The following is a 24,821-nucleotide window of genomic DNA, read 5'->3' as shown; positions in this document are numbered from 1 at the left end:
TGTGAATTCACCCGGACCTTCTCCGGCCTGATTAATTTTTTTCCGCAAACCACAAAAAACAGGCTGAAATGTTTGCTTTCAACGAATTTTAGATTTAAAATGAAGGAAATATGCGGGGTTTTAAACCATGCTTCAGATAAAGTGAGGTACTCTAAGTGAAAACAAACGACAAACCAAAAGCAGTAATTGTAATATTTGGTGCCACAGGGGATTTGGCAAAACGAAAACTTTACCCATCCATTCACCGTTTATATAAAAATGGTCAAATTGGTGAAGAGTTTGCAGTTGTAGGTGTTGGAAGAAGACCTTGGTCAAACGAGGACCTCCGGGAAACCGTTAAAACGTCTGTTTCTTCTGCCGGGCAAAAAGACATAGACGATTTCACATCTCATTTTTATTACCATCCGTTTGATGTAACGAATCCGGGTTCCTATCAGGAGCTGAATGTCCTGCTTGATCAGCTTGAACATACATATGAAATCCCGAACAACAGAATGTTTTACTTGGCGATGGCTCCTGAGTTTTTCGGCACTATCGCAAAATCACTTAAAAACGAAGGTGTCACAGCGACAAATGGCTGGTCCCGTCTCGTCATTGAAAAACCGTTCGGCCATGACCTGCCGAGTGCGAAAGAGCTTAACAAAGAAATACGCGAAGCTTTCACGGAAGATCAAATTTACCGGATCGACCATTACTTAGGCAAACAAATGGTTCAAAATATCGAAGTCATCCGGTTTGCGAATGCGCTGTTTGAGCCGCTGTGGAATAACCGCTACATCTCAAACATCCAGATTACGTCAAGTGAGGATCTCGGCGTTGAGGATCGTGCGAGATATTACGAGAAATCAGGCGCACTCCGTGATATGGTTCAAAACCATATTTTACAAATGGTCGCTCTCTTGGCGATGGAACCGCCGATTAAACTGAACACGGAAGAAATCCGCAGCGAAAAAGTGAAGGTGCTGAGAGCTCTCCGCCCTGTCGCTCCAAACGAAGTGAGTGACTTCTTCGTCCGCGGACAATACCAAGCGGGAACGATTGACGGAAACGCTGTACCGAGCTATACAGATGAACAAAATGTAGCACCGGATTCCAATACGGAAACATTCGTGTCCGGAAAGCTGTTAATCGATAACTTCCGCTGGGCCGGCGTTCCGTTTTATATCCGTACAGGGAAACGGATGAAAGAAAAATCAACGAAAATCGTCGTTCAATTTAAAGACATTCCGATGAACCTTTATTACGGCAATGAAACGAATGTAAATCCGAACCTGCTTGTCATCCATATTCAGCCGGATGAAGGCATCACACTATATCTGAACGCTAAAAAATTAGGCGGAGCCGCTCATGCTCAGCCGATTAAGCTGGATTACTGCAGCAACTGCAGTGATGAAATGAACACACCGGAAGCCTATGAAAAATTAATCCATGACTGTCTGCTCGGTGATGCGACAAACTTTGCCCATTGGGACGAAGTGGCGCTTTCCTGGAATTTCGTCGATGCGATTTCCGAAACGTGGGCAGCCGACAAAACCCTTTCTCCGAATTATGAAGCCGGGTCAATGGGACCGAAAGCTTCGGACGATCTTCTTGAAAAAGACGGTCTCCACTGGTGGAATATATAAGAAAACATCAAAAACCGCGGTGCCGTTCATGACGGCCCGCGGTTTTTAATATCAGAAAAGCCCCCGCAATAACTGCGGGGGCTTCTTCATTACTTCATCCATTCAGTATGGAAAATGCCTTCTTTATCTGTGCGTTCATACGTATGCGCGCCGAAGTAATCACGCTGCGCTTGAATCAAGTTTGCAGGAAGCACTGCCGTACGGTAGCTGTCGTAATACGCAAGTGCGCTTGAGAACGAAGGTACCGGCACGCCTTGGGCTACGGCAAGTGAAATCACTTGGCGAAGGGCGCCTTGGTAGCTTTCTGCAATGTTTTTGAAGTAGCTGTCTAACAGCAGGTTGTCAAGCTCCGGTTCACGGTCATATGCGTCTTTGATCTTTTGCAGGAACGCCGCGCGGATGATACAGCCGCCGCGGAAGATCATTGCAATTTCACCGTATTTCAGATCCCAGTTATATTCTTCAGACGCGGCTTTCATTTGGGCGAAGCCTTGTGCGTAAGAACAGATTTTACTCATGAAGAGCGCTTTTCTGACCGCTTCAATCAGCTCTTCTTTATTTTCAGTGACCGGCTTAACGTCCGGTCCGGACAGAAGGCCGCTTGCTTTCACACGCTCTTCTTTCATTGCGGAAATGAAACGCGCAAAAACAGATTCAGTGATAATCGGAAGCGGAACGCCTAAGTCAAGAGCACTTTGGCTTGTCCATTTACCCGTTCCTTTTTGGCCTGCTTTATCAAGGATGACGTCAACAAGCGGTTTGCCCGTTTCTTCATCTTTTTTAGTGAAAATGTCAGCCGTGATTTCGATCAGATAGCTGTCAAGCTCTCCTTTGTTCCACTCAGCGAATACTTCGTGAAGCTCTTCGGCAGACAATCCGAGCACCTGTTTCAGAATGAAATATGACTCAGAGATCAGCTGCATGTCACCGTATTCGATACCGTTGTGCACCATTTTTACATAGTGCCCCGCTCCGTCCGGGCCGATGTATGTCGTACAAGCTTCTCCGTCCACTTTAGCAGAAATGGCTTCTAGAATCGGTTTCACGAGTTCGTGCGCTTCCTTTTGGCCGCCCGGCATAATAGAAGGCCCTTTCAGCGCTCCCTCTTCACCGCCTGATACACCCGTTCCGATAAAGTGAATGCCGCTTTCGGCAAGCTCTTTGTTCCGGCGCTGTGTATCTTTATAGTATGTATTTCCGCCGTCAATCAAAATATCGTCTTTTTCCAGATGAGGAAGAAGAGATTGAATCGTCGCATCCGTTGCAGTTCCCGCTTTAACCATTAATAAAATTTTACGGGGTGTTTCAAGAGACTGGACAAACTCCTCAATGCTGTATGTACCGACAACATTTTTGCCTTTTGCCTCTTCTAAAAACTCTTCCGTTTTGCTGCTTGATCTGTTGTATACAGACACAGAAAATCCCCGGCTTTCGATGTTAAGAGCCAGATTTTTACCCATTACCGCAAGACCGATAACTCCGATTTGTTGTTTTGACATATTCTAACGTCCCTTCTTCAAACGTTTAACCATTTTAAAATTTAAATTAAAATAAAATGATATTTATACTAAAGAAATTATCATACATAACCCCTTTTTTCAAGTTATTCACCTTTTCTTTTCATCCTGAAAAAAGTCTCTGTTAAAGCTCGTTCCCCTTGTTTTGCTTACTTCTTTTTTTATAACGGCGCCTTTTCTGATCAGGTTTTGGCCGTATTTTTCATTCAGCTCGTTCATCATCTGAAAAATCGGCTCATCCTTTGCGTCCTCCTTGAATGAAAACAGATCAAGCTGTTTATACGCCTGCTGTTTTTCAACCAGTTCCGTCCCGGTGATGCCGAGAAGCCTTACCGGATTTTGGTTCCAGTGCTTGTCAAACAGTTCCATCGCCGCTTCCATGATGTCTTTTTTCTGATCAGCCGGATTGCTGAGGGTCATGCTTCTTGTGACCGTTTTCCAATCCGCATACCGAATCATGATGAACAGCCGGCAGGCCATGACCTCCTTACGCTGGAGCCGTTCGCTCACAGACAGCGCGAGCCGGTCAAACACGCCCGTTAATTCATCCCAGTCAGCCGAATCATGCGACAGGGTGGATGAGTTGCCGACGCTTTTAAATTCATAAATCCGCTCGGGATTGACTTCTGCAGGATGGATGCCGTTCGCTTTATCCTTCAGCCTCGGGCCGTTTATGCCGAGAAGCGTTTTCAGCGCATGTTCATCTCCTTTTGCCAAATCACCGATCGTTTTGATGCCGAGCGTTTTTATTTTTTCCGCAGTTTTCGTTCCTATACCGTGCATCTCTTCAATCGGAAGAGGCCATAAGACGTCCGGCAGCTCTCTTTTTCTTAAAATGGTGATGCCGAGCGGTTTTTTCATGTCAGACGCCATTTTGGCAAGAAATTTATTCGGGGCGATGCCGATGCTTGACGGAAGCAAAAGCTCTTTTTGCAGTCTCGCCTGAATGTCTTCGGCTGTCTCATACGCCCTGTGTCTGTGCGGTGTGTCCGTAATATCCATGTATCCTTCATCAATAGAAACAGGCTCGACTAAATCCGTATACTCCCTCAGAATGCTGAACATTTCTTTTGACGAACTCCGGTAGCGGTCAAAATTCGGAGGCACGACGATGAGTTCCGGACAGAGGCGTTTTGCCCGCCACACCGGCATGGTGGTCTTTACGCCCCGCGCTCTCGCTTCGTAGCTGCAGGTGACGATGATTCCTTTCCGTTCCTTCACGTTTCCGGCAACGGCGATAGGTTTTCCTCTTAAAGACGGATCATACGCCATTTCTACGGAGGCATAAAAACTGTTCATATCGATATGAAATATAATTCTCCCTTTTCCGGCCACTCCCGGCGCCTCCTTTCCTTTCATAGACAACCTTATATATATGTAGTAAAATAAGAGCTGAATGGATGTGATAAAATGATTCTTGAGTCAATGAATGACTTTTTATTTTTAGTCGATTTTTTCACAATTATTCTCCCCGCTCTGACCGCGATCGGCATCGCTTTTCTTTTGCGTGAGCGCCGCGCAGGCGAGCATTGGAGAACGAAACGAATAGATGAACATCAAGCAGTCGTTCAGCTGAACCGAACAGACTTTCTTATTATTATATATCATCGCATTACAACTTGGATACGTAAAGTCATCCGCATGAATTCACCGGCGAATGATGATGAAGATGTCAGCTTCCTCCTTTTATAACGGCAAGTGAAGATAAAAAGGAGGAGACATAATTGTCTAAAACATATCAAAAATGGATCGCATTCGGATTATTTTTTATCGTACTGTGCACAGGCCGCTCGGCTTTTGCGGCGACATCTCAGACTCAGACGGGAGGCCTCGGGAATATCGGTTTTTTCCACGATTACCTGATCGAGCCGTTTTCGGCACTTTTAAAAGGTGTGGCGGGCCTGTTCCACGGTGAGTACGGACTGTCGATTATTCTGGTGACGATTATCGTCCGGATCGTTGTATTGCCTTTGTTTGTGAACCAATTTAAGAAACAGCGGGTGTTCCAGGAAAAAATGGCTGTGATCAAACCGCAGGTCGACAGCATTCAGGCTAAAATGAAACAAACGAAAGATGCGGAAAAACAAAAAGAACTGCAAATGGAAATGATGAAGCTTTACCGTGAGCACAATCTGAATCCGATGGCAATGGGATGTCTTCCGATGCTGGTGCAATTCCCGATTTTGATTGGTTTTTATTACGCCATCCGCTCAACGCCGGAAATCGCTTCACACTCATTTCTGTGGTTCAGCTTAGGGCATTCTGATATTCTTGTATCACTGTGCGCGGGAGCCATGTATTTCTTACAGGCTTATATTTCCCAAAAATTAAACGAGAAATATTCACCGGCTGCTCAAAATCCGGCCGCGATGCAGTCAGCAAAAATCATGGTCTTTATTTTCCCTGTCATGATGACCATTTTTTCACTTAACGTACCGGCTGCGCTGCCGCTTTACTGGTTTACAAGCGGACTGTTTTTGACAGTGCAGAATGTACTTTTACAGCAGACGCATCATAAAAAGAAACAAGCTGCGGCTCAGGCGGAGCCCGCCAAATCATAATACTGAAACCCTGCCGGAAACCTATCCGGCAGGGTTTTTTTCTTGTATCTGCAAGGCTTTAAGCCAATTATTATGAAGAATGAAAAAAGCACCCAATCAACTGGGTGCTTCGTTTTTAGTTGGCCGCTGTTTCGATAATGGCAACGACCATTTCCGCCGTTTTGACGAGCTCTTCAATCGGCATTTTTTCATTTTTCGTATGGATTTGTTCATAGCCTACTGACAGGTTGACTGTCGGAATGCCGTGGCCGGCAATGACGTTTGCGTCACTTCCGCCGCCGCTTGTCTGAAGTTCGCTCGGCCGGCCGATTTTTGCCGCCGCTTTTTTCGCGACTTCCACAACCTGATCGCCGTCCTGATATTTGAAACCCGGATACATGACCGCGATGTCCACTTCCGCGCGGCCTCCCATCTCAGCTGCAGCAGATTCGAAAGCTTCTTTCATTTTCTGCACTTGCGCTTCCATTTTTTCAGGCACTAATGAACGCGCTTCAGCCAGAATATCAACCTGGTCGCAGACGATATTGGTTTGCGTGCCGCCTTCGAAACGTCCGATATTAGCCGTTGTTTCTTTATCAATACGGCCGAGCGGCATTTTAGAGATCGCTTTTGACGCGATTGTAATCGCGGAGATGCCTTTTTCCGGTTCTACTCCCGCATGAGCCGTTTTCCCGAAAATGGTTGCTCTCACTTTCGCTTGTGTCGGCGCGGCTACAATAATGTTGCCGACTTTTCCGTCTGAATCAAGCGCAAAACCGTATTTCGCGGTAATGTCTGAACGATCCATTGCTTTTGCCCCGACTAATCCCGATTCTTCTCCGGCCGTGATAATGAATTCAATGGTGCCGTGCTCGATGTTTTGTTCTTTCAGCACTTTAATGGCTTCAAACATTGCGGCAAGACCCGTCTTATCATCAGCGCCTAGAATCGTCGTGCCGTCGGATTTTACATAGCCGTCTTCCACAATCGGCTTAACGCCTTTGCCCGGAACAACCGTGTCCATGTGCGATGTGAAATAAATCGTATCCGCATCTTTTGTGCCCTTTAACGTACAGATTAAGTTGCCGGCTCCATGCCCCGTCACTTCTTTTGTATCATCTTCTTTTACGCTCAGTCCTAAATCAGTGAATTTTTGTTTGAGCACCTTGCTGATTTCCGCTTCATGTTTTGTCTCTGAATCAATTTGAACGAGTTCAAGAAATTCTTCAAGCAGACGTTTTTCGTTTACCATTTTCAGTTCCCTCCGTTTAAAGCGGTATATTACCGTGCTTTTTTTTCGGTCTTTCCTCTTCCTTATGCGCAAGAATGTCAAATGCCTGAATCAATTTTTTCCTCGAGTCTTCCGGCCGGATGATATCATCCACCATTCCGCAGGCCGCCGCTTTATACGGACCGGCGTTTTCCTTTTCGTATATGGCTTTTTTTTCGCGCTTCGTTTTCTCCGGGTCGTCAGAAGCCTGTATGTCTCTGCTGTATAAAATCGACGCCGCGCCTTCCGCTCCCATCACGGCGATTTCCGCATTGGGCCAGGCGAATACAAGATCTGCCCCGAGCCCTTTCGAATTCATGGCGACATAGGCGCCTCCGTAAGCTTTTCTGATGATGAGCGTCACTTTCGGCACCGTCGCTTCGGCAAAAGCATACAGCAATTTTGCTCCGTGACGGATGATTCCCGCATGTTCCTGCTGAAGGCCCGGGAGAAATCCCGGAACATCAGCGATTGTCAATAACGGAATATGAAACGCGTCGCAAAAACGGATGAATCTCGACGCTTTGTCAGCGGCATCAATCGTGAGGCTCCCCGCCAAGTGTTTCGGCTGGTTTGCGACAACACCGACTGTACGCCGTCCGAGTTTCAGAAAACCGACAACAATGTTTTTGGCAAAATACGGCTGAATGTCAAAAAACGTTCCGTCATCCGCCAGCTCTTTTATTACCTGTAACACATCGTAAGGTTTCGAACTGTCCGCGGGAACGAGGGTATTTAATAACGGTCTGGCGTCTTCCTTTTTAACGGGCAATGCCGTCTGTCCGCCGTGCGGGAGATAAGAAAGCAGGGTTTTCACAGCGGAAAGAGCCTCTTTTTCCGTTCGTGCGGAATAGTGGGCATTTCCGCTTATCACATTATGTATTCCCGCACCGCCTAAACTTTCCGCGTCAATCTGTTCACCCGTAACCTGTTCAATGACTTTCGGGCCTGTAATAAACATGTGCGACGTATGTTCCGCCATAATCACAAAATCCGTCAATGCGGGTGAATAAACAGCACCGCCGGCACACGGCCCGAGGATGACAGAAATTTGCGGAATCACTCCCGAGTAAAGGACGTTGCGCCTAAAGATATGACCGTATCCATTTAATGATACCACACCCTCTTGAATTCTCGCACCACCTGAGTCGTTCAGCCCGATGATCGGGGTTTTGTTTTTCGCCGCCAGATCCATCACCGCCGCGATTTTTTCCGCATGTGTCTCGCCGAGCGTCCCGCCGAGTACGGTAAAGTCATGGGCAAACAAATACACGGGCCGTCCGTCAATTGTGCCGTATCCGGTAACGACTCCGTCTCCCGGAGCATTCCGGCACCCGGGCATGCGGCTCTTGGCAAACGTCTGCAGCTCTGAAAAACTGTCTTCGTCCAATAAATAGTCAATTCTTTCTCTTGCCGTCAGCTTGCCTTTTTTGTGCTGTTTTTCATTTTTTTCCGCTCCGCCGCCGTTTGTTAAAAAGGAACGTCTTTCGTTTAAGTGTCTGATATGATCACTCATGCTCATCTTGAGTTTCTCCTTTTTCAATTGTTTCACAAAGCTCAATCAGGACCCCGTTCGCCTCTTTTGGAGAGAGAAATGCGATCTTCTTCCCGCCCGCTCCGTTTTGCAGTTCATGATGAAGCAAGGTCATGCGGCATGATTCAAGCTCCTTGATCGTTTCCTTCATATCGGCGCAGCGGAATGCCAAATGATGCAGCCCTTCGCCTCTTTTCTGTAAAAAAGAGCTGACGGGGGACGCGTCCGACAGCGGCTCAATCAGCTCAAGCTTTGTGCCTCCCGCTTCTAAAAAAGCAACTCTCACATTTTGGCCGTTTACCAGCTCGTCTCCCATATACGTAAGCCCGAGCATCCGTTCGTAAAATCCTCTCGCGGCTTCAATAGAGCTGACGGCAATGCCGACATGATCAAGTTTTTTCATAGCGCGGCCACCTGCTTTCCCCCATAGGATATGGCTTGTTCATACAAGCAAAACACGTTAAAATGGTAGACAGTAATCTTAAGGAGTGAAACAATGTCTCAAAAATTTATGAAAAGCGCCGTCATCGTCATTTTGGGCGTATTTATACTTTCAACCCTCCTCTCAGGCATTATGATGTATTTGCGGTAAAAAAGCAGGCGCCTCATTGCAAGGGGGTTTCCTGCTTTTTTATGAGGGCTTTCCGCTCTATTGCAATGTCCTCGAATGAGCGGTTTTCTTTTGTAATCAATACTTTCGTTCCGGGAGGGATAATCCGGAAAATACGGATGACATCCCGGTTTTTCATACGGATGCAGCCGTTTGATACAAACCCCCCGATCAGCTCTTCTCTGTTTGTTCCGTGAATGCCGTATATCCTGCCGTCGGTGCCTTTCGCGTCAAAACCGATCCAGCGGACGCCGAGCGGGTTTTCCGGCGCGCCTCCCTTTACATTTTTCTTCCGGTAATACGGATTGACGGCTTTGACCGTTACCGTAAATTCTCCTTCAGGCGTCAAATCATCCGTTTTTCCCGTCGCCACCTGATAAATGCCTTCTATTCGGTTATCCTTCACAACAGCAAGCGCATTTGTGGCTTTATTGACGATAATATAAGGGTCACCCGGCAAAGGGTTTGCGCCAAGCGGCCAAAGCGGAGACAGCAGCAGGGCGGCTGACAATAAAAAAAATCGCATGGGCTCCCCTCCTTTTTTCATTAGAATGACCAATGAAAGGAGGACTCATGCGATTGATCCATATGTTTTTTACAGCTTGATGCCTTTGAAATAACTTTTAATCACGAGATATTGTTCCATCTCACCGAGGAGGTGGAACAAAGCCGCCCGCGCTTCAAACTCCTCGCGCGTTGCCGGGAGCGGCATTTCTTCAAATTCCGTTCTCATTTCTGCAAGTCTTTTTAAAAATTTATGAGCGGTATTGCCGGGATGAATGGCTTCCCTTAATTCATGGATGAAATGGGCGATTATTTTGCCCTGCTCCACCGTTATTGAAATAGAGGTAATCTTCGGCAGCAGCCGTTCAATGATTTCAAATTGTTTCTGTCTCATCTTAAAATAATGATAGTAAAGATTTTCATGGCGCAAAATATGATTCTGCACGTCCCGATAGGCGAGGTTTTTCGCCTCTTGAATCATCTGATGCGTCTCCGGTATTTCCTTCCCCGACCAATCTTGCTCACCAGTTAACAAATACCGTTCGATTTCGGCGAAGATGACGGAAAAGTTGTCCTCGATTTTTTTCCGGTACGCCGCGAGTTTTCTGTCGAGGCTCGGCATATACAGATTCATTAACAGCGCGACGCCGATACCTACGGTGATCAGCTGGAACTCATTCCAGATAAACGCCATCGTAATGCCGCCGGACATATATAAATGAAGAATGATTACTGAGCTGGTGACGATCCCTTCATTTATTTTTAAAACGACTGTAGTCGGAATGAACAGCACCAGCAATATTCCGATCGCAAACGGATAATAGCCGATCAGCCCGAAAAAGACATATGAGAAGACGATTGCCAATAAACAGGCGGCAAATCGGGCCCACGAGGCCTGAAGCGACCGCTTTTGCGTAATCTGGATGCACAATATGGTGATGATTCCTGCGGATGCGAAGTTTTGCAGATGCAACAGCTGGGCTAAATAAATGGCCAGCGCCGTTCCAAGTGCGGTCTTTAGTGTGCGGTAACCGATTTTAAACATTGCTTGCTCCATTCTGTTTGTTTCTTTCTCAAAAAAAAGAAGAAGAGCATTCTTCTTCTTTTCTTCCAGTTATATTTTATAATATTTTTTCTAAAAAGTCCTGTGCTCTTTTTGACTTCGGAGAAAGAAAAAATTCTTCCGGCTGCCCGTCTTCCACGATCGTCCCTTCATCCATAAATAATACGCGGTCTGCGACTTCTTTGGCAAATCCCATTTCGTGCGTTACGATCACCATTGTCATGCCCGTCTGCGCGAGCTCTTTCATCACCTCAAGAACTTCTTTGACCATTTCCGGGTCAAGAGCCGAGGTCGGTTCATCAAACAGCATGATGTCAGGATTCATGGCAAGCGCCCGCGCGATGGCGACCCGCTGCTTCTGTCCGCCTGACAAACGGTTCGGATAGTCGTTCCGTTTGTCAAGCAGTCCGACTTTTTCAAGGAGAGCGCACGCCTTTTCCTCTGCCTCCTTTTTAGACTCTTTCTTTACGCTGACCGGTGCGTATGTGATATTTTCAAGCATCGTTTTATGGGGAAACAAATGAAAATGCTGAAATACCATGCCGATATTTTCCCGCACTTTCAGTTTATTCGTTTTAGCTGCGGTGATTTCGTTTTCTTTAATGGCAATCGTTCCGCCGCTCGGGGTTTCCAGCAGATTTAAGCAGCGCAGAAACGTTGATTTGCCGGAACCGGAAGGGCCGATGACAGCGACGACTTCCCCTTCTTCGATCTGTGTTGAAATGTTTTTCAGTACTTCATGTTTCCCGAATGATTTTGACAGGTTGTCGACCTTAATCATTGGCTTTCAGCTTCCTTTCTACGCCTTTTCCGATGAATGCTAAGATCAAAACGAGCACGTAATAGATTAAGCCCGCCACAATAAGAGGTTCTAAATAGTTGTATGTTGCGGCGCCGGACTGGTAGGCCCGTCTCATAATGTCGCCAAGACCGATAACTGTGACGATCGCCGATTCTTTCGTTAAGGTGATTAATTCGTTAATAATAGCCGGAGAAATGTTTTTAAACGCCTGCGGCAGCAGCAGATCTTTCATCATTTTTCCGTACGGCACGCCGAGAGCGACGGCAGCCTCTTTTTGTCCTTTGTCAATTGCATTGATTCCCGCTCTGATAATTTCAGAGACGTAAGCGGCCGAATTGAGCGATAATGCGGTGACCGCCGCCCAAAATTGATCGATCTGAAAGCCGAGGAGCTGCGGCATACCGAAATAGATGATCATCAGCTGCAGCACGAGCGGCGTGCCGCGGAATATCGAAGTATAAAAATCCGCAATCCATTTCAGCGGACTGATCGTGCTGATTTTAAATAAGCTGAGCACGATTCCTAATACAAGACCGATGACCGCTGAAACGAGCACAATTTTTAATGTGACCGCAAGGCCTTCCAATATAAAAGGAATTTGGGGGATTGTCGCTGAGAAATCCAAATTCATACGTGTGATCTCCTTTGTCTTTATTCAAGATAAAAAGCTCAACGAAAAGTTGAGCTTTCTTTTATTTCTCGTTGGTGAACCATTTTTTCTTCAGTTTTTCGATTTCTCCGTTTTTCTCCATTTCTTTCAGCGCTTTGTTAAACTTCGCTGTCAGATCACTGTCTTTGCGGAACGCAATCGCGGAGCCCGATTCGTCTGATTTCGCATCTGCTGACGCAAAGCCCTGCAGATCTTGATTTGAATTGAAATAGCCTTGTGCTACGATGTCTTCGATAATCGCGGCATCAAAACGCCCGGATTTGATCTCTTCGGTTAAATCTGAGATCCGGTTGCGGTCTTCGAGCTGAAAACCGTATTTCGAAGCGAGCTTCTTGCCTTTTTCCTCTTGAATGGAGCCGAGCTGCACACCGACGGTTTTGCCTTTCAGATCATTCAGGGATTTAATGCTGCTTCCCTTTTTCGTAACAATCATATTGTTAGCAGTATAATAAATATCAGAAAAATCAACTTGCTTTTTCCGTTCCGGCGTAGGTGTCATTCCAGATAAAATCATATCTACCTGCTTGGACTTCAAGGCTGTAATCAGGCTGTTGAAGTCCATGTCCTGCACCTCAACGTCATAGCCGGTCTTTTTGCCCAAAGCTTTTGCCAGATCAACGTCAAACCCGGTGATCTGATCGCCGTCTTTATATTCAAATGGTTTATAGTCAGCCGATGTACCCATAATCAGCTTGTTCTTTCCGCCCTCTGATCCTGAATTGCCTGATCCGCAGGCGGACAGCGCAAAGGTGATACATGCGGCAGCTAATACCAACAGCCATTTCTTCATGATTCATTTCCCCCATATCTACTGATCTCTTAAAATTGAATATTTATTCGTTAACTTGTATTTTAAACACTTTTTAAGTGTGATGCAATACTATTTTTGAAAAATATATTTTCCTTTCTGTGTTTATTATAGTCATTGTTTTTCAGATTAGTGACAGCTGAACACCGATGTATAAATATTTATATTTATACAGATTCCATATAAAAAAACCCCGCAAGCGCTCGGCTCCGGGGTTTTTCTTTCACTTATACTTCTTCACAATATTCTTCAAATGCTTCCTGCAGTTTTGTGACGACGGCCATCGGCTCATGTCCTTCAATTTCATGGCGTTCCACCATTTTCATGATTTTCCCGTCTTTTAAAATGGCAAATGACGGAGAGGACGGCGGATAGCCTTCAAAGTATTCTCTCGCTTTGGCTGTCGCTTCTTTATCCTGTCCGGCAAATACCGTCACAAGCTGATCCGGGCGTTTATCGTAATGTACGGAATGGTACGCGGCAGGCCGTGCAATACCGCCTGCGCATCCGCACACAGAGTTGACCATAACGAGTGTCGTTCCTTTTTTCGAAAGCGCATCGTCCACTTCCTCAGCGGTTTTCAGCTCTGTATACCCGGCAGCCGTGATTTCCTGGCGGGCTTGACGCACGACATCATTCATAAATAAATTAAAATCCATATTCAACTGGGACCTCTCCTTTTTGATCATCTCTTCTTATGATAGCAAGGAACCTCCCTATCGGCAAATGACACCGCTCATAACCAATTGTTTTTTGTCCCTTTTATGTTCCCGATGTAAGTTTATGACCCTTTAAAAACGGGAAACTTGTTAAGGAGATTGTCTGAAATAAAGGAGCAGTCGTATGAGCCAACGGAAAGCAGTATTAATTTATAACGGAAACGCCGGTCAAAAACAGATTGATAAAACGCTCGGCACGGTCGTCCCCATTTTGGCCCAGTCAGCTGACGAACTTTTGATTAAACCGACCAAACATCAGGATGATGCCCGTCAGTATTGTGAAAATCTCGACAGTTCAGTTGACCATTTATATATTTTAGGCGGGGACGGCACTGTGCATCAATGCATCAACAGCATCAGCAAGCTTGATCACAGACCCGCTGTCGGCATTTTGCCGGGAGGAACGTGCAACGATTTCTCCCGGGCGCTCGGCATCCCGCAAAACCTTCAAAAGGCCGCTGAAGCGCTCGCGGCCGGACATAAACGGATGATTGACGTCTGTAAAACGGATGACGGCTATTTTCTGAACTTCTGGGGCATCGGACTGATTACCGAAGCATCAAGCCATATTAATGAAACTGAAAAAGCATGGCTTGGTAAAATCAGCTACTTCACGAGCGCCTTGCGGACGATGACAAGCGCGAACCCGTTTCCTGTCAAATTGACGATTGACGGCGAGGTGAAAGAAGACGAAGCCGTAATGGTGCTTGTCATGAACGGGCATTATATCGGGACAAACAGAGTTCCCCTGCCTGATGCCAGCCTCCGGGACGGCTTAGCCGATGTGTTAATCTGCCGTAACACAAGCCTTGCCGCGTTGCGGGAGCTGATGACGATGGAGCAGGGTTCATTTGATGATTTCAAAGGGGAGCTGTCCTATATTCAGGCCTCCAGGATTGAAATCGAAACCGGACGTGAGATGGACGCGGATACAGATGGCGAGGTATACGGAACAACACCTTGTACGATCGAAGTGAAAAAACATCATCTCACTATGCTTGTTCCCGAGGATTCACAATGAAAATAAAAAAACTCCTTTTGCCGCCCGGGCAAAAGGAGTTTTTTTTAATAGACTGACGTATGTTCATCAATGTTTTCTAAGATCTCTTTGACGCGTCCGAGGAATCGGCCGCACACGAGCCCGTCGAGCACTCTGTGATCTAAAGACAGGCAAAGATTAACCATATCACGAACGGCGATCATCCCGTTATTCATGACAACCGGGCGTTTGACGATAGATTCTACCTGAAGAATCGCCGCCTGCGGATGGTTGATAATGCCCATAGATTGAACTGAGCCGAAAGATCCCGTGTTATTGACGGTAAATGTGCCGCCCTGCATATCTTCCGCGGTAAGTTTTCCGTTTCTCACTTTTTTCGCAAGGTCCGTTATTTCTCTGGCTATGCCTTTAATCGTTTTTTCATCAGCATGCTTAATAACCGGAACAAACAGCGAATCTTCCGTGGCAACGGCAATGGAGATGTTGATGTCTTTCTTTTGGACGATTTTGTCTCCCGCCCACATACTGTTCATCTGCGGGAACTCTTTGAGAGCCTGCGCCGCCGCTTTTACAAAGAAAGCGAAAAACGTTAAATTGAAGCCTTCTTTTTGTTTAAATGAGTCTTTAATGCTGTTTCTGTACGCCGTCATGTTCGTGACGTCGACTTCCATCATCGTCCAGGCATGCGGAATTTCTGTTTTGCTTTTATGCATATTGGCGGCGATGGCTTTTCTGACGCCTGTAACCGGAATTTCAATATCACCGGCTGACAGAGCGGGTGCCGGTGCTTGTTTTTGCTGTTGTTTCGGCGCTTGTTGCGTTGTTTGAACAGCAGCCGGCGCCGGTGTTTCCGATTTCTGCTTCATTCCCGAATCAATGATCTTTTGAATGTCTTTTCGCGTAATTCTTCCGCCTGCACCCGTTCCTTCAACTTCTTCAAGCTGAATGCCGTGTTCTCCCGCTAATCTGAGCACGGCCGGCGAATAACGCGCTTTATTTGACTGATCTTTACCTTGGCGGTTTGCACCGGTGTCTGAAGGGGTATTCTGCTCTTCTTCCCGCTTCGGCGCCTCTTCGGTTTCCGTTTCTTCTGTATCAATTTTGCAGATGATCTCGCCGACTGCAAGAGTCTGGCCTTCTTCTCCTACAAGTTCTGTAATCGTACCGGTAAAAGAAGACGGCACCTCCGCGTTCACTTTATCTGTCATGACCTCCGCGATGGGGTCATATTTATTCACTTGATCACCGGGGGATACCAGCCACTTGCTGATCGTCCCTTCCGTCACGCTCTCTCCGAGCTGAGGCATAGCCATTTGTTCAATCGCCATGTCAAAAACCTCCTTACGTCTTTAAAACTCCGCTAATTCTCTCATCGCGGCTTCTGCTTTGTCAGGATTCATCATGAAGTATTTTTCCATTGTCGGCGCATAAGGCATTGCCGGAACGTCAGGACCTGCAAGCCGCTTGATCGGCGCGTCTAAATCAAATAAGCAGTTTTCTGAAATAATGGCGGCGACCTCGCTCATAATACCGCCTTCTTTCGTATCTTCCGTGATCAGCAATACTTTTCCCGTTTTAGACGCGGCTTCAATGATGGCTTCTTTATCTAACGGATAAACCGTACGCAAGTCTAATACGTGCGTGGAAATTCCGTCTTTTTCAAGACGCTCGGCAGCCTGCAGAGCAAAATGGACGCATAATCCGTACGTAATGACAGTAATGTCGCTGCCTTCGCGTTTTACATCCGCCTTTCCGATCGGAAGGACGTAATCATCCGCAGGGACTTCGCCTTTAATCAGGCGGTACGCCCTCTTATGTTCGAAAAACAGCACCGGATCTTCGTCACGGACTGCAGCTTTCAACAGCCCTTTTGCGTCATAAGGAGTTGAAGGCATGACAATTTTAAGGCCCGGCTGGTTGGCAAAAATGGCCTCCACAGATTGGGAATGATACAACGCGCCGTGCACGCCGCCGCCGTAAGGCGCTCTGATGACCATCGGACAGCTCCAATCATTGTTTGAGCGGTAGCGTATTTTTGCCGCTTCTGAAATGATTTGGTTGACCGCAGGCAGAATGAAATCGGCAAACTGCATCTCGGCAATCGGGCGCATGCCGTACATCGCGGCGCCGATCCCTACACCGGCAATCGCTGATTCAGCAAGCGGCGTATCCATCACCCGCTCTTCTCCGAACTGTTCATAGAGACCCGCCGTTGCTTTAAACACGCCGCCTTTTCTCCCGACGTCTTCCCCGAGAACAAAAACGCGCGGATCTCTTTCCATTTCTTCTTTCATTGCTGCATTAATACTGTCAATATAAGACATTACAGACATAAGTATTCCTCCCTACTTCGCATAAACGTGATCAAGCGTTGATTCAGGAGATGCGTATGGCGCTTTCTCCGCTTCGTCTGTCGCTTCGTTTACGATAGCCATGATGTCATCCAGCATGGTCTTTTCTTCTTCTTCACCTAGAAGCCCGGCTTCTTGCAAGTATGCTTTGTATAAAAGAAGCGGATCTTGTTTCTTCGCTTCTTCTACTTCTTCGCGTTCTCTGTAGCTGCTGTCGTCGTCATCACTGGAATGCGGCGTCAAACGGTAGGAAACCGTTTCTATTAATGTAGGGCCTTCGCCTTTAGATGCCCGTTCGCGCGCTTCTTTTACGGCCCGGTAAACTTCCAGCAGGTCGTTTCCGTCAACAGTGACTCCCGGCATGCCGTAGCCTGCCGCCCGGTCGGATATTTTCTCGCACGCCACCTGTTTGTCATACGGGACAGAAATGGCATACTTATTGTTTTCACACATGAAAATGACCGGCAGTTTATACACGGCGGCAAAGTTTGCCCCTTCGTGAAAATCCCCCTGGTTGGAAGATCCTTCTCCAAAGGTAACGAAAGAGACGATATCCTTTTTATCCATGCGTCCCGCAAGCGCGATTCCGACTGCATGAGGAACCTGCGTTGTAACAGGGGATGAGCCCGTTACGATTCTGTTTTCCTTTTGCCCGAAGTGGCCCGGCATCTGCCTTCCGCCTGAGTTCGGGTCAGCCGCTTTCGCAAAACCGGACATCATCAAATCCTTTGCAGTCATACCGAATGCAAGCACAACCCCTATATCTCTGTAGTACGGAAGCACATAGTCGGTATCACGGTTTAAGGCATAGGCCGCGCCTACTTGTGCCGCTTCCTGTCCTTGACATGAAACAACGAACGGAATTTTGCCCGAGCGGTTTAAGAGCCACATTCTTTCGTCGATTTTTCTGGCTAACAGCATGGTTCTATACATTTCAACGGCTTCTTCGTCAGAGAGCCCTAATGCTTGATGGCGGTTTGTAGTCATTCAAACCCCTCCTTCTTTCCTTTTAAAAATGAATCGCGTTTCCGTCTGCGGCTAACGCAGCTTCTCCAATCGCTTCTGACAGCGACGGATGCGGATGTATGGACTGGCCGATTTCCCAAGGCGTCGCATCGAGCACCTTGGCAAGCCCCGCTTCAGAGATCATATCGGTGACGTGCGGGCCGATCATATGAACACCGAGAATATCATCTGTATTCCGATCGGCGACGATTTTGACAAAGCCGTCGCTTTCTCCGTATACAAGCGCCTTTCCGATCGCCATGAACGGAAACTTCCCGATTTTCAGTTCATGCCCTTTTCGAAGAGCTTCCTCTTCTGTCAGACCGACGCTCGCCGCTTCCGGATTTGAATAAATGCATTTCGGCACAAGAGCGGCATCAAGCGGAGCCGGATTAAGACCCGCCATATGCTCAACGGCAATGATGCCTTCACGGGAGGCCACATGCGCAAGCTGCAGCCCGCCGACAACATCACCAATCGCATAAATGTGCGATTCCTTCGTCTGCCCGGCTTCGTTCACGATGATAGAACCGTTTTCCGCTTCAATGTCCGTGTTTTCAAGGCCGATCCCTTCAATGTTCGGCTGGCGGCCGATGGAAACAAGCATTTGTTCCGCGTGATACGTTTCTTTTTTTCCATTCTTTTCAGCGGCAATTGAAACGCCGTCCGCTTTTTCCAATGTATCCGGAAGCACTTTCGCACCCGTCACGATTTTAATTCCTTTTTTCGTTAACAGTTTTTCCATCTCGCTTGAAATATCACGGTCTTCAGTCGGCAAAATGCGGTCCGCATATTCAATCACAGTGATATTGACGCCGAAATCGTTCAGCATGGATGCCCATTCAATTCCGATGACACCGCCGCCGACGATCATCATGGATTGGGGCAGACGTTCAAGCTCTAACGCTTCATCTGATGTCAGAATATATGTACCGTCTGCTTCTAAACCCGGCAGCATTTTCGGCCTTGAACCGGTTGCGATAATCAATTGTTTCGGTATCAGCATGTCGTTTTCTTCACCATTTGCGTATTCGACGGAAACTGTACCGGGAAGAGGTGAGAAGATGGAAGGGCCGAGCATACGTCCGTACCCGTTGAATACATCAATCTTCCCCTTTTTCATCAAGTGGGCGACACCGCCGGCCAGCCGGTCAACGATTCCCTGCTTTCGTTTTTGCACGCTGTCAAAGCGGAGGGAGACACCTTCCGTTTCAATGCCGAATGCTGCCGCTTCCTTTGCGGTTCGGTACACTTCCGCGCTTCTTAACAGCGCTTTACTCGGAATACATCCTTTATGCAGGCATGTTCCGCCGAGCTTTTCTTTTTCTACAACGGCCGTTTTTAAGCCGAGCTGGGCCGCTCTGATGGCGGCTACATAACCGCCCGTGCCGCCGCCCAGAATGACCACATCATACTCAGTCGCCATTTGTTTTCACTCCTTCGCCGATCTGATATTGCTTTGACTGCTCCTCACCGGCTAAAACCCGAAGCGCGCCTTGCGCGAGAGATTGCAGTTCATTTTCTCCCGGGTACACCAGTACATCCGAAATCCAATCTATGTACGATCTGATAGCGGATACGAAACTTTTCCCGTACGCCAATCCGCCCGTCAGGACGATAATGTCTACTTTTCCTTTTAAAACGGCGCTTGCCGCCCCGATTTCTTTTGCTACTTGATAAGCCATGGCGTCATAAATGAGACGCGCGTTTTCATCTCCGGCCTGAATGCGTTTTTCCACCTTCACCGCGTCCGTTGTCCCCAGGTAGCCGGAGAGTCCGCCCGTGCCGACAAGTTTTTTCATCATATCGGCTTTTGAATACTTGCCGGAAAAACACATTTCCACCAAATCACCCGCCGGAACGGTTCCCGCGCGCTCCGGGCTGAAGGGGCCTTCTCCGTGAAGCCCGTTGTTGACATCTGTCACCCGTCCGCAATCATGGACACCGACTGTGGTGCCGCCGCCCATATGAGTGACGATCATCTTCATCTGTTCATACCGTTTGCCGAGGGATGCCGCCGCCTGACGGGCAACAGCTTTTTGGTTCAAAGCATGGAAAATGCTTTTCCGCTTGATTTCAGGCATTCCTGATACTTTAGCGAGCGGAGTCATCTCATCCACCACGACCGGATCGACGATATACGCGGGTATATTTAATCCGTCAGCTATTTCCCTGGCAATAATTCCGCCCAGATTAGAAGCATGCTGGCCGTTGTAGCCGTTTTTCAAATCAGTGATCATGGCGTCATTCACTTCATATGTGCCGCCCTCAATCGGTCTGAGCAGGCCGCCCCTGGCACAAACGGCATCGAACTTTGAAATGTTGATGCCCTGTTCGTGCAAAGACTCAAGAATGCTTATTTTTCGAAATTCGTATTGGTCGATAATGCTGTTAAATGTTTTTAGCTCTTCTTCGGGATGCCGCAGCGTCTTTTCAAAGATACAGCGTTCATTGTGAAAGACACCGATTTTCGTTGATGTTGAGCCTGGATTCAGAATGAGAATGCGTTTTTCCTTTTCGAACATTTTCATACCTCCAGATCAAATTCCTATCGTCTGCTTAATATACTTTGGCCGTTTTGCAGAAACTGGCTTCTTGAACGGCGCATGCGCTCAATTCGTTCCTCAGCCAGACGGTCAGCCGCTAAGTATGTCGGAATGCCGTCACGCGCGGAAATATCGAGCACCCGCTCAATGTTTGCATAGATGCCTTCAACCTTTTTCAAAGCCCGCTCAGCATTGTAGCCGTAAAGCTCATCGGCCACATTGATGACGCCGCCTGCATTGATGACATAATCCGGAGCGTATACGATTCCCATTTCATGAATGGTATCGCCGTGACGTGTTTCTTTCAGCTGGTTATTGGCCGCTCCCGCAATGACTTTCGCCTTCAGCTGTTTAATCGTGTCATCGTTAATGACGGCGCCGAGAGCACATGGGGCATAAATATCGCACGCCTGTGAGTAAATGTCGTCGGGATCAACTGCGCGGGCGCCGAAGTCCTCAACGGCACGTTTAACAGATTCTTTATTGATATCCGTTACGATTAAAGAAGCGCCTTCTTCGTGAAGGTGGCGGCATAGATTGTAAGCCACATTTCCCACGCCTTGCACGGCAATTGTTTTACCTTCCAGTGAATCAGTGCCAAACGCCGCTTTCGCTGCAGCTTTCATCCCTTTATAGACGCCGTACGCCGTAACCGGGGACGGATTTCCTGATGAACCGAATGCCGGAGAAATTCCGGTTACATAGTCTGTTTCATCATGAATGATGTCCATATCTTCAACGGTGGTGCCGACGTCTTCCGCCGTAATATACCTTCCGTTTAAGCCTTGGATGTACCGGCCGAACGCGCGGAACATTTCTTCATTTTTATCTTTGCGGGGGTCTCCGATAATAACGGTTTTCCCGCCGCCTAAGTTTAAACCGGCAGCCGCATTTTTATAAGTCATGCCTTTTGCGAGTCTTAGTGCATCTTCAATCGCCGCTTCTTCACTGTCATATGTCCACATTCTTGTTCCGCCGAGTGCGGGGCCGAGCGTCGTATCATGAATCGCGATGATCGCTTTTAATCCGGATTGTTCATCTTGGCAGAATACCAATTGTTCGTAATCATAAGTCTCCATATATTTAAAAATTTCCATAGGTTCGTTCCTCCTACTGTTCTTGTGATGCGCAAATCGCAAGCGCAATTGAATACAGTTTATTTTCTGCGGTATCCGCTCTGCTCGTTAATGCGATCGGCGCTTTTGCACCGGCGATGACGGCAGCAACATTTGCTTTCGCAAAATAAATCATTGACTTATAAAGCATATTTCCGGCCTCGATTGAAGGAACCAAGAGAATATCCGCCTGGCCCGCTACGCTTCCGGAAATCCCTTTTTGCAGCGCAGCCGCTTGGGATACGGCATTATCCAAAGCAAGCGGTCCGTCCGCAATGCAGCCGGTAATCTGTCCTCTGTTGCACATCTGGACGATCGCAGCCGCGTTCAGCGTCGCCTCCATTTTCGGATTAACCGTTTCAATAGCGGCAAGGACTGCGGCTTTCGGCATAGGGTTCCCTACTGAATGTGCGACATGAACCGCATTTTGCAGAATATGCCCGAGCTCTTCAAGAGACGGGGCAATGTTCAGCGCTGAATCAGTCACATACATCAGCCGGTCATAGTCCGGCACCTCAAAAACGGCTACATGTGATAACACCCTTTTTGAACGAAGCCCTTCATGGCGGTTTAAAACCGATTTCAGAAGAGTTGAGCTCGGGAGATTCCCTTTCATTAAAATGTCCGCCTCTTGTTCACGCACTGCGCGCACTGCTTTTGCCGCAGATTCTTCGGGTGAATCGGCGTGGATGATTTCAGCATTGAACTTCGGCTCATTTGCCAGAAGCTCTTTCAGCTTTCCGCTGTCACCCGTCAGTAAAAATCGTGCCGACAAGTGTTCTGCCGCCATTTTGACGGCCTGGATCACTTCTTTATCTGCTGCGTGGGCCACTGCAATGGTTTTTGCGTTTTTTGCCGCGGCTTTTTCAACTAGGTCTCTCAGCTTCATTTTGTACCACCTTCCTTGTGCGAATCCGCTTTTAACAATGCAAGTTCCGTGCCAAATATGCGGGAGGGTTTATTCCGGCTTTTTTCAAGAAAACATGCAGCTGTTTGCGCTTTCTCTGCAATTTATTGCATGCCGTCATTTGCAAGGCCGTACTTGTCCATTTTGTAGTACAGATTCCGAATGCTGACACCAAGCGCTTTTGCCGTTTTGGTTCGGTTGAATTTATGCTTTTCAAGTGTTTTTTGAATGACGTGCGCTTCAAATTTTTCAACAGCCTGAGACAGCTTTTCCCCTTCCACATCCGGAAAATCACTTTGGGTGCCGTTTTTTTCATTCAGCTCTGATTCAAAAACAGGCAGATGCTGCTGTTCGATCCGTTCCATGTGCGGCTCTAAAAATATCATTGCCCGTCCGAGAACATTTTCAAGCTCCCGGACGTTTCCCGGCCAGCTGTAGGCTGATAAAGCTCGCAGCGCGTTCGGCGCGAGCCCCTTTACATTGCGGCCGTAATCCTGATTGATTTTTTCAATGAGCCGAATGCTCAGCGCTTCAATATCTTCTTTGCGCTGCCGAAGCGGCGGGATTGAGATCGGATAGCGGTTAATCCGGTAATACAGGTCTTCACGGAACGCGCCTTCGGCCATGGCCTTTTCGATGTTGACGTTTGTCGCTGCGATAATTCTGACATTGACAGAAATCGCTTTAGCGCCGCCGACTCTGATAATTTCTTTTTCCTGTAGAACTCTGAGCAGCTTTGCCTGGGTGCTTTGGGTCAGCTCTCCGATTTCATCTAAGAAAATGCTGCCGTTATTCGCTTCCTCAAAAAGTCCTTTTTTGCCCCCGCGCCTCGCGCCCGTAAACGCGCCTTCCTCATAGCCGAAAAGCTCGGATTCTAGCAGGGATTCAGACAGGGCCGCACAATTGACCCGGATGAATTTATTGTATTTTCGGTCGCTTTCATTATGGATGGCGTGGGCGAAAAGTTCTTTTCCTGTGCCGGATTCTCCCCGCAGCAGAATCGTCGCCGGCGTTTTCGCCCCGAGCTTCGCCTGTTCAAGGGCGACCAGCATTTGTTCACTCGTGCCGATAATGTCGTCAAACGTGTATTTCGCTTCAAGCGTGCGGATGATCTGGCGCGCCCGATTCAGCTCAGCAGTCAGCGTTTTAATTTCTGACACATCGTGAATGACGCCGACGCTGCCTTTTAAAATACCGTCCACAATAACGGGGGCAACATTTACGATAACATCCTTTTTATTGGGGCCGACCTTCATCCTCACACCCCGCACGGGCCGCCTTGTCCCCAATACTTTCAGGTGCATGCTTTCCCCTTCTGAGATATCGGTGGAAGCGGGTTTTCCGATGACTTCGCTTTCTGACAGCCCGGTCATTTTTGTATACGCTTTGTTGATTAACATTCCGATGCCGTTTTCATCAACGACGGAAATGGCCTCGTCTGAGGATTGAATAATCGCTTCAAGCATGGTGCGGATTTGTTTTAAGTTCGTAACCTCTTCCGCCAGTTCAACTGCGTCGGTGATGTCTTTAAACACGCATAACGCGCCGAGAAGTTTTCCGCCTTCATCAATGATCGGCAGTCTTGTCGTGACAATCTGCAAGTGCTTTCCGAGAAGCTGCTTCTGGTTATATTCCGGCTCTCTCGTTTCCAGAATCCGCGGCAGCTTTGTGTTCGGCACTACGTCTTTAATTTGGCGGCCGATGACATCCTCCCGTTTTTGGCCGACCATTTTTTCTGCCATCTGATTAAATAAAATGATCGTTTCGTTGACGTCTATAAAAATCATGCCGTCGTGCGTTGAATTAAAAATCCGGTCATGCTTATACGTCTGCGACTTGAGCATTTGGATAAGCTGCTGTTTTTCCTCCATCAGCTGAAACACCATGTACGCCAATTTTCCCGGCATGACGATGGTTTGTTCTTTTTTCTCATGGAGCAGCTCATCCATGACCGCTTTATCGCCTGTTGTATGGATGATAATATCTATATCTTCGGTTATGTAAGGTTTCCAATCTGATGAGGTTGCAATTCCATATTTCCGGGCTTCTTGCAGCCCTTGCGCCTCCGGATCTTGATCAACCACCGCAATAATCCGGATCAGCTTTGTTTTCATCAAAATCTGTAGGAGCGCCGTGCCTCCTTTACCAGCACCTATAATCAGCACCTTCTGCATCCCGATACCCCTTTATATGAAAAAATTTGCACACCTGTATTTTCCGTTGCAATAATTTGCA

General features: G+C 47.5%; 24 protein-coding genes. 5 read left to right on the top strand and 19 right to left on the bottom strand.

The genetic code is table 11. The features are described 5' to 3' along the window. Window positions 1-155 precede the first annotated feature (155 nt). The gene (zwf, locus tag AR442_RS07085) at window positions 156-1,625 is read left to right on the top strand and encodes a glucose-6-phosphate dehydrogenase (protein ID WP_012117935.1); all 1,470 of its coding nucleotides are present in this window, start codon (window positions 156-158) and stop codon (window positions 1,623-1,625) included. Window positions 1,626-1,714: 89 nt separating this feature from the next. Here zwf and gndA read toward each other — a convergent pair whose 3' ends face one another. Continuing rightward, complete coding sequence (gene gndA, locus AR442_RS07080; RefSeq protein ID WP_003153241.1) at window positions 1,715-3,124, bottom strand: NADP-dependent phosphogluconate dehydrogenase; 1,410 nt, start codon at window positions 3,122-3,124, stop codon at window positions 1,715-1,717. Between the two features lie 108 nt (window positions 3,125-3,232). Next, window positions 3,233-4,477, bottom strand: a complete 1,245-nt coding sequence (locus AR442_RS07075; RefSeq protein WP_053284914.1) for a DNA polymerase IV — start codon at window positions 4,475-4,477, stop codon at window positions 3,233-3,235. 75 nt (window positions 4,478-4,552) lie between these two features. On the opposite strand from AR442_RS07075, the gene AR442_RS07070 reads away from it, so the two are divergent. Together AR442_RS07070 and AR442_RS07065 are read left to right on the top strand one after the other, a co-directional pair. Then, a complete protein-coding gene (locus AR442_RS07070; RefSeq protein ID WP_003153239.1) occupies window positions 4,553-4,834 on the top strand; it encodes a hypothetical protein in 282 nt (93 codons plus the stop codon). Between the two features lie 32 nt (window positions 4,835-4,866). Beyond that, the gene (locus AR442_RS07065; protein WP_020956057.1) at window positions 4,867-5,703 is read left to right on the top strand and encodes a membrane protein insertase YidC; all 837 of its coding nucleotides are present in this window, start codon (window positions 4,867-4,869) and stop codon (window positions 5,701-5,703) included. A 115-nt stretch (window positions 5,704-5,818) separates the two neighbouring features. Here AR442_RS07065 and AR442_RS07060 read toward each other — a convergent pair whose 3' ends face one another. Genes AR442_RS07060 through mce form a run of 3 tightly spaced genes read right to left on the bottom strand, consistent with a single transcriptional unit; the run spans window position 5,819 to window position 8,889 of the window. Next, window positions 5,819-6,934 carry a tripeptidase T gene (locus tag AR442_RS07060; protein WP_003153237.1) on the bottom strand — a complete coding sequence of 372 codons (1,116 nt, stop codon included), beginning with the start codon at window positions 6,932-6,934 and terminating at the stop codon, window positions 5,819-5,821. Window positions 6,935-6,950: 16 nt separating this feature from the next. Beyond that, entirely contained in the window at window positions 6,951-8,474 is a 1,524-nt protein-coding gene (locus AR442_RS07055) for an acyl-CoA carboxylase subunit beta (protein WP_053284915.1), read from the bottom strand. Continuing rightward, window positions 8,461-8,889: a methylmalonyl-CoA epimerase gene (gene mce / locus AR442_RS07050; RefSeq protein ID WP_014418328.1), complete on the bottom strand. Its 429-nt coding sequence runs from the start codon at window positions 8,887-8,889 to the stop codon at window positions 8,461-8,463. Before mce ends, AR442_RS07055 begins: the two co-directional genes overlap by 14 nt. Window positions 8,890-8,982: 93 nt before the next feature. Here mce and prli42 point away from each other — a divergent pair, with 93 nt between their 5' ends. Next, window positions 8,983-9,078: a stressosome-associated protein Prli42 gene (gene prli42 / locus AR442_RS20455; protein ID WP_007408390.1), complete on the top strand. Its 96-nt coding sequence runs from the start codon at window positions 8,983-8,985 to the stop codon at window positions 9,076-9,078. A 13-nt stretch (window positions 9,079-9,091) separates the two neighbouring features. Here prli42 and AR442_RS07045 read toward each other — a convergent pair whose 3' ends face one another. The 6 genes from AR442_RS07045 to brxB form a co-directional block, all read right to left on the bottom strand. Continuing rightward, window positions 9,092-9,622 carry a L,D-transpeptidase gene (locus tag AR442_RS07045; protein WP_014418329.1) on the bottom strand — a complete coding sequence of 177 codons (531 nt, stop codon included), beginning with the start codon at window positions 9,620-9,622 and terminating at the stop codon, window positions 9,092-9,094. Between the two features lie 69 nt (window positions 9,623-9,691). Further along, window positions 9,692-10,645: an aromatic acid exporter family protein gene (locus AR442_RS07040; protein ID WP_007408388.1), complete on the bottom strand. Its 954-nt coding sequence runs from the start codon at window positions 10,643-10,645 to the stop codon at window positions 9,692-9,694. A gap of 76 nt (window positions 10,646-10,721) precedes the next feature. Beyond that, window positions 10,722-11,444: an arginine ABC transporter ATP-binding protein ArtM gene (gene artM, locus AR442_RS07035; protein ID WP_014418330.1), complete on the bottom strand. Its 723-nt coding sequence runs from the start codon at window positions 11,442-11,444 to the stop codon at window positions 10,722-10,724. After that, a complete protein-coding gene (gene artQ / locus AR442_RS07030; protein ID WP_003153227.1) occupies window positions 11,437-12,096 on the bottom strand; it encodes an arginine ABC transporter permease ArtQ in 660 nt (219 codons plus the stop codon). Before artQ ends, artM begins: the two co-directional genes overlap by 8 nt. A 61-nt stretch (window positions 12,097-12,157) precedes the next feature. Further along, a complete protein-coding gene (gene artP / locus AR442_RS07025; RefSeq protein WP_014418331.1) occupies window positions 12,158-12,925 on the bottom strand; it encodes an arginine ABC transporter substrate-binding protein ArtP in 768 nt (255 codons plus the stop codon). A 245-nt stretch (window positions 12,926-13,170) separates the two neighbouring features. Beyond that, on the bottom strand, window positions 13,171-13,608 hold the full coding sequence (gene brxB, locus AR442_RS07020) for a bacilliredoxin BrxB (protein WP_015417784.1): 438 nt from the start codon (window positions 13,606-13,608) through the stop codon (window positions 13,171-13,173). A 178-nt stretch (window positions 13,609-13,786) separates the two neighbouring features. On the opposite strand from brxB, the gene AR442_RS07015 reads away from it, so the two are divergent. After that, window positions 13,787-14,683, top strand: coding sequence for a YegS/Rv2252/BmrU family lipid kinase (locus tag AR442_RS07015; RefSeq protein ID WP_014418333.1), 897 nt, complete (start codon window positions 13,787-13,789; stop codon window positions 14,681-14,683). A 44-nt stretch (window positions 14,684-14,727) separates the two neighbouring features. Here AR442_RS07015 and AR442_RS07010 read toward each other — a convergent pair whose 3' ends face one another. The 8 genes from AR442_RS07010 to AR442_RS06975 all read right to left on the bottom strand — a co-directional run bounded on the left by AR442_RS07010 (window position 14,728) and on the right by AR442_RS06975 (window position 24,760). After that, a complete protein-coding gene (locus AR442_RS07010) occupies window positions 14,728-15,990 on the bottom strand; it encodes a dihydrolipoamide acetyltransferase family protein (protein WP_014418334.1) in 1,263 nt (420 codons plus the stop codon). Window positions 15,991-16,011: 21 nt separating this feature from the next. Further along, window positions 16,012-16,995: a 3-methyl-2-oxobutanoate dehydrogenase subunit beta gene (gene bfmBAB / locus AR442_RS07005; protein ID WP_014418335.1), complete on the bottom strand. Its 984-nt coding sequence runs from the start codon at window positions 16,993-16,995 to the stop codon at window positions 16,012-16,014. A 12-nt stretch (window positions 16,996-17,007) separates the two neighbouring features. Continuing rightward, window positions 17,008-18,000: a thiamine pyrophosphate-dependent dehydrogenase E1 component subunit alpha gene (locus AR442_RS07000; protein ID WP_014418336.1), complete on the bottom strand. Its 993-nt coding sequence runs from the start codon at window positions 17,998-18,000 to the stop codon at window positions 17,008-17,010. Between the two features lie 22 nt (window positions 18,001-18,022). Next, window positions 18,023-19,444, bottom strand: coding sequence for a dihydrolipoyl dehydrogenase (lpdA, locus tag AR442_RS06995; protein ID WP_014418337.1), 1,422 nt, complete (start codon window positions 19,442-19,444; stop codon window positions 18,023-18,025). Then, window positions 19,434-20,549, bottom strand: coding sequence for a butyrate kinase (gene buk / locus AR442_RS06990; RefSeq protein ID WP_014721483.1), 1,116 nt, complete (start codon window positions 20,547-20,549; stop codon window positions 19,434-19,436). The genes lpdA and buk overlap by 11 nt, the downstream gene beginning before the upstream one ends. Before the next feature lie 17 nt (window positions 20,550-20,566). Next, a complete protein-coding gene (gene bcd / locus AR442_RS06985; protein ID WP_007612452.1) occupies window positions 20,567-21,661 on the bottom strand; it encodes a branched-chain amino acid dehydrogenase in 1,095 nt (364 codons plus the stop codon). Between the two features lie 13 nt (window positions 21,662-21,674). Next, window positions 21,675-22,568 (bottom strand): phosphate butyryltransferase, encoded by an 894-nt coding sequence (gene yqiS, locus AR442_RS06980; RefSeq protein WP_014418338.1) that lies wholly within the window; start codon window positions 22,566-22,568, stop codon window positions 21,675-21,677. Between the two features lie 122 nt (window positions 22,569-22,690). Continuing rightward, window positions 22,691-24,760: a sigma-54 interaction domain-containing protein gene (locus AR442_RS06975; RefSeq protein ID WP_021494294.1), complete on the bottom strand. Its 2,070-nt coding sequence runs from the start codon at window positions 24,758-24,760 to the stop codon at window positions 22,691-22,693. Between the last annotated feature and the right edge of the window lie 61 nt (window positions 24,761-24,821).

The organism is Bacillus velezensis, assembly GCF_001461825.1.
Taxonomy (GTDB): Bacteria; Bacillota; Bacilli; order Bacillales; family Bacillaceae; genus Bacillus; species Bacillus velezensis.
This window is presented reverse-complemented; position numbering and strand designations above follow the sequence as displayed.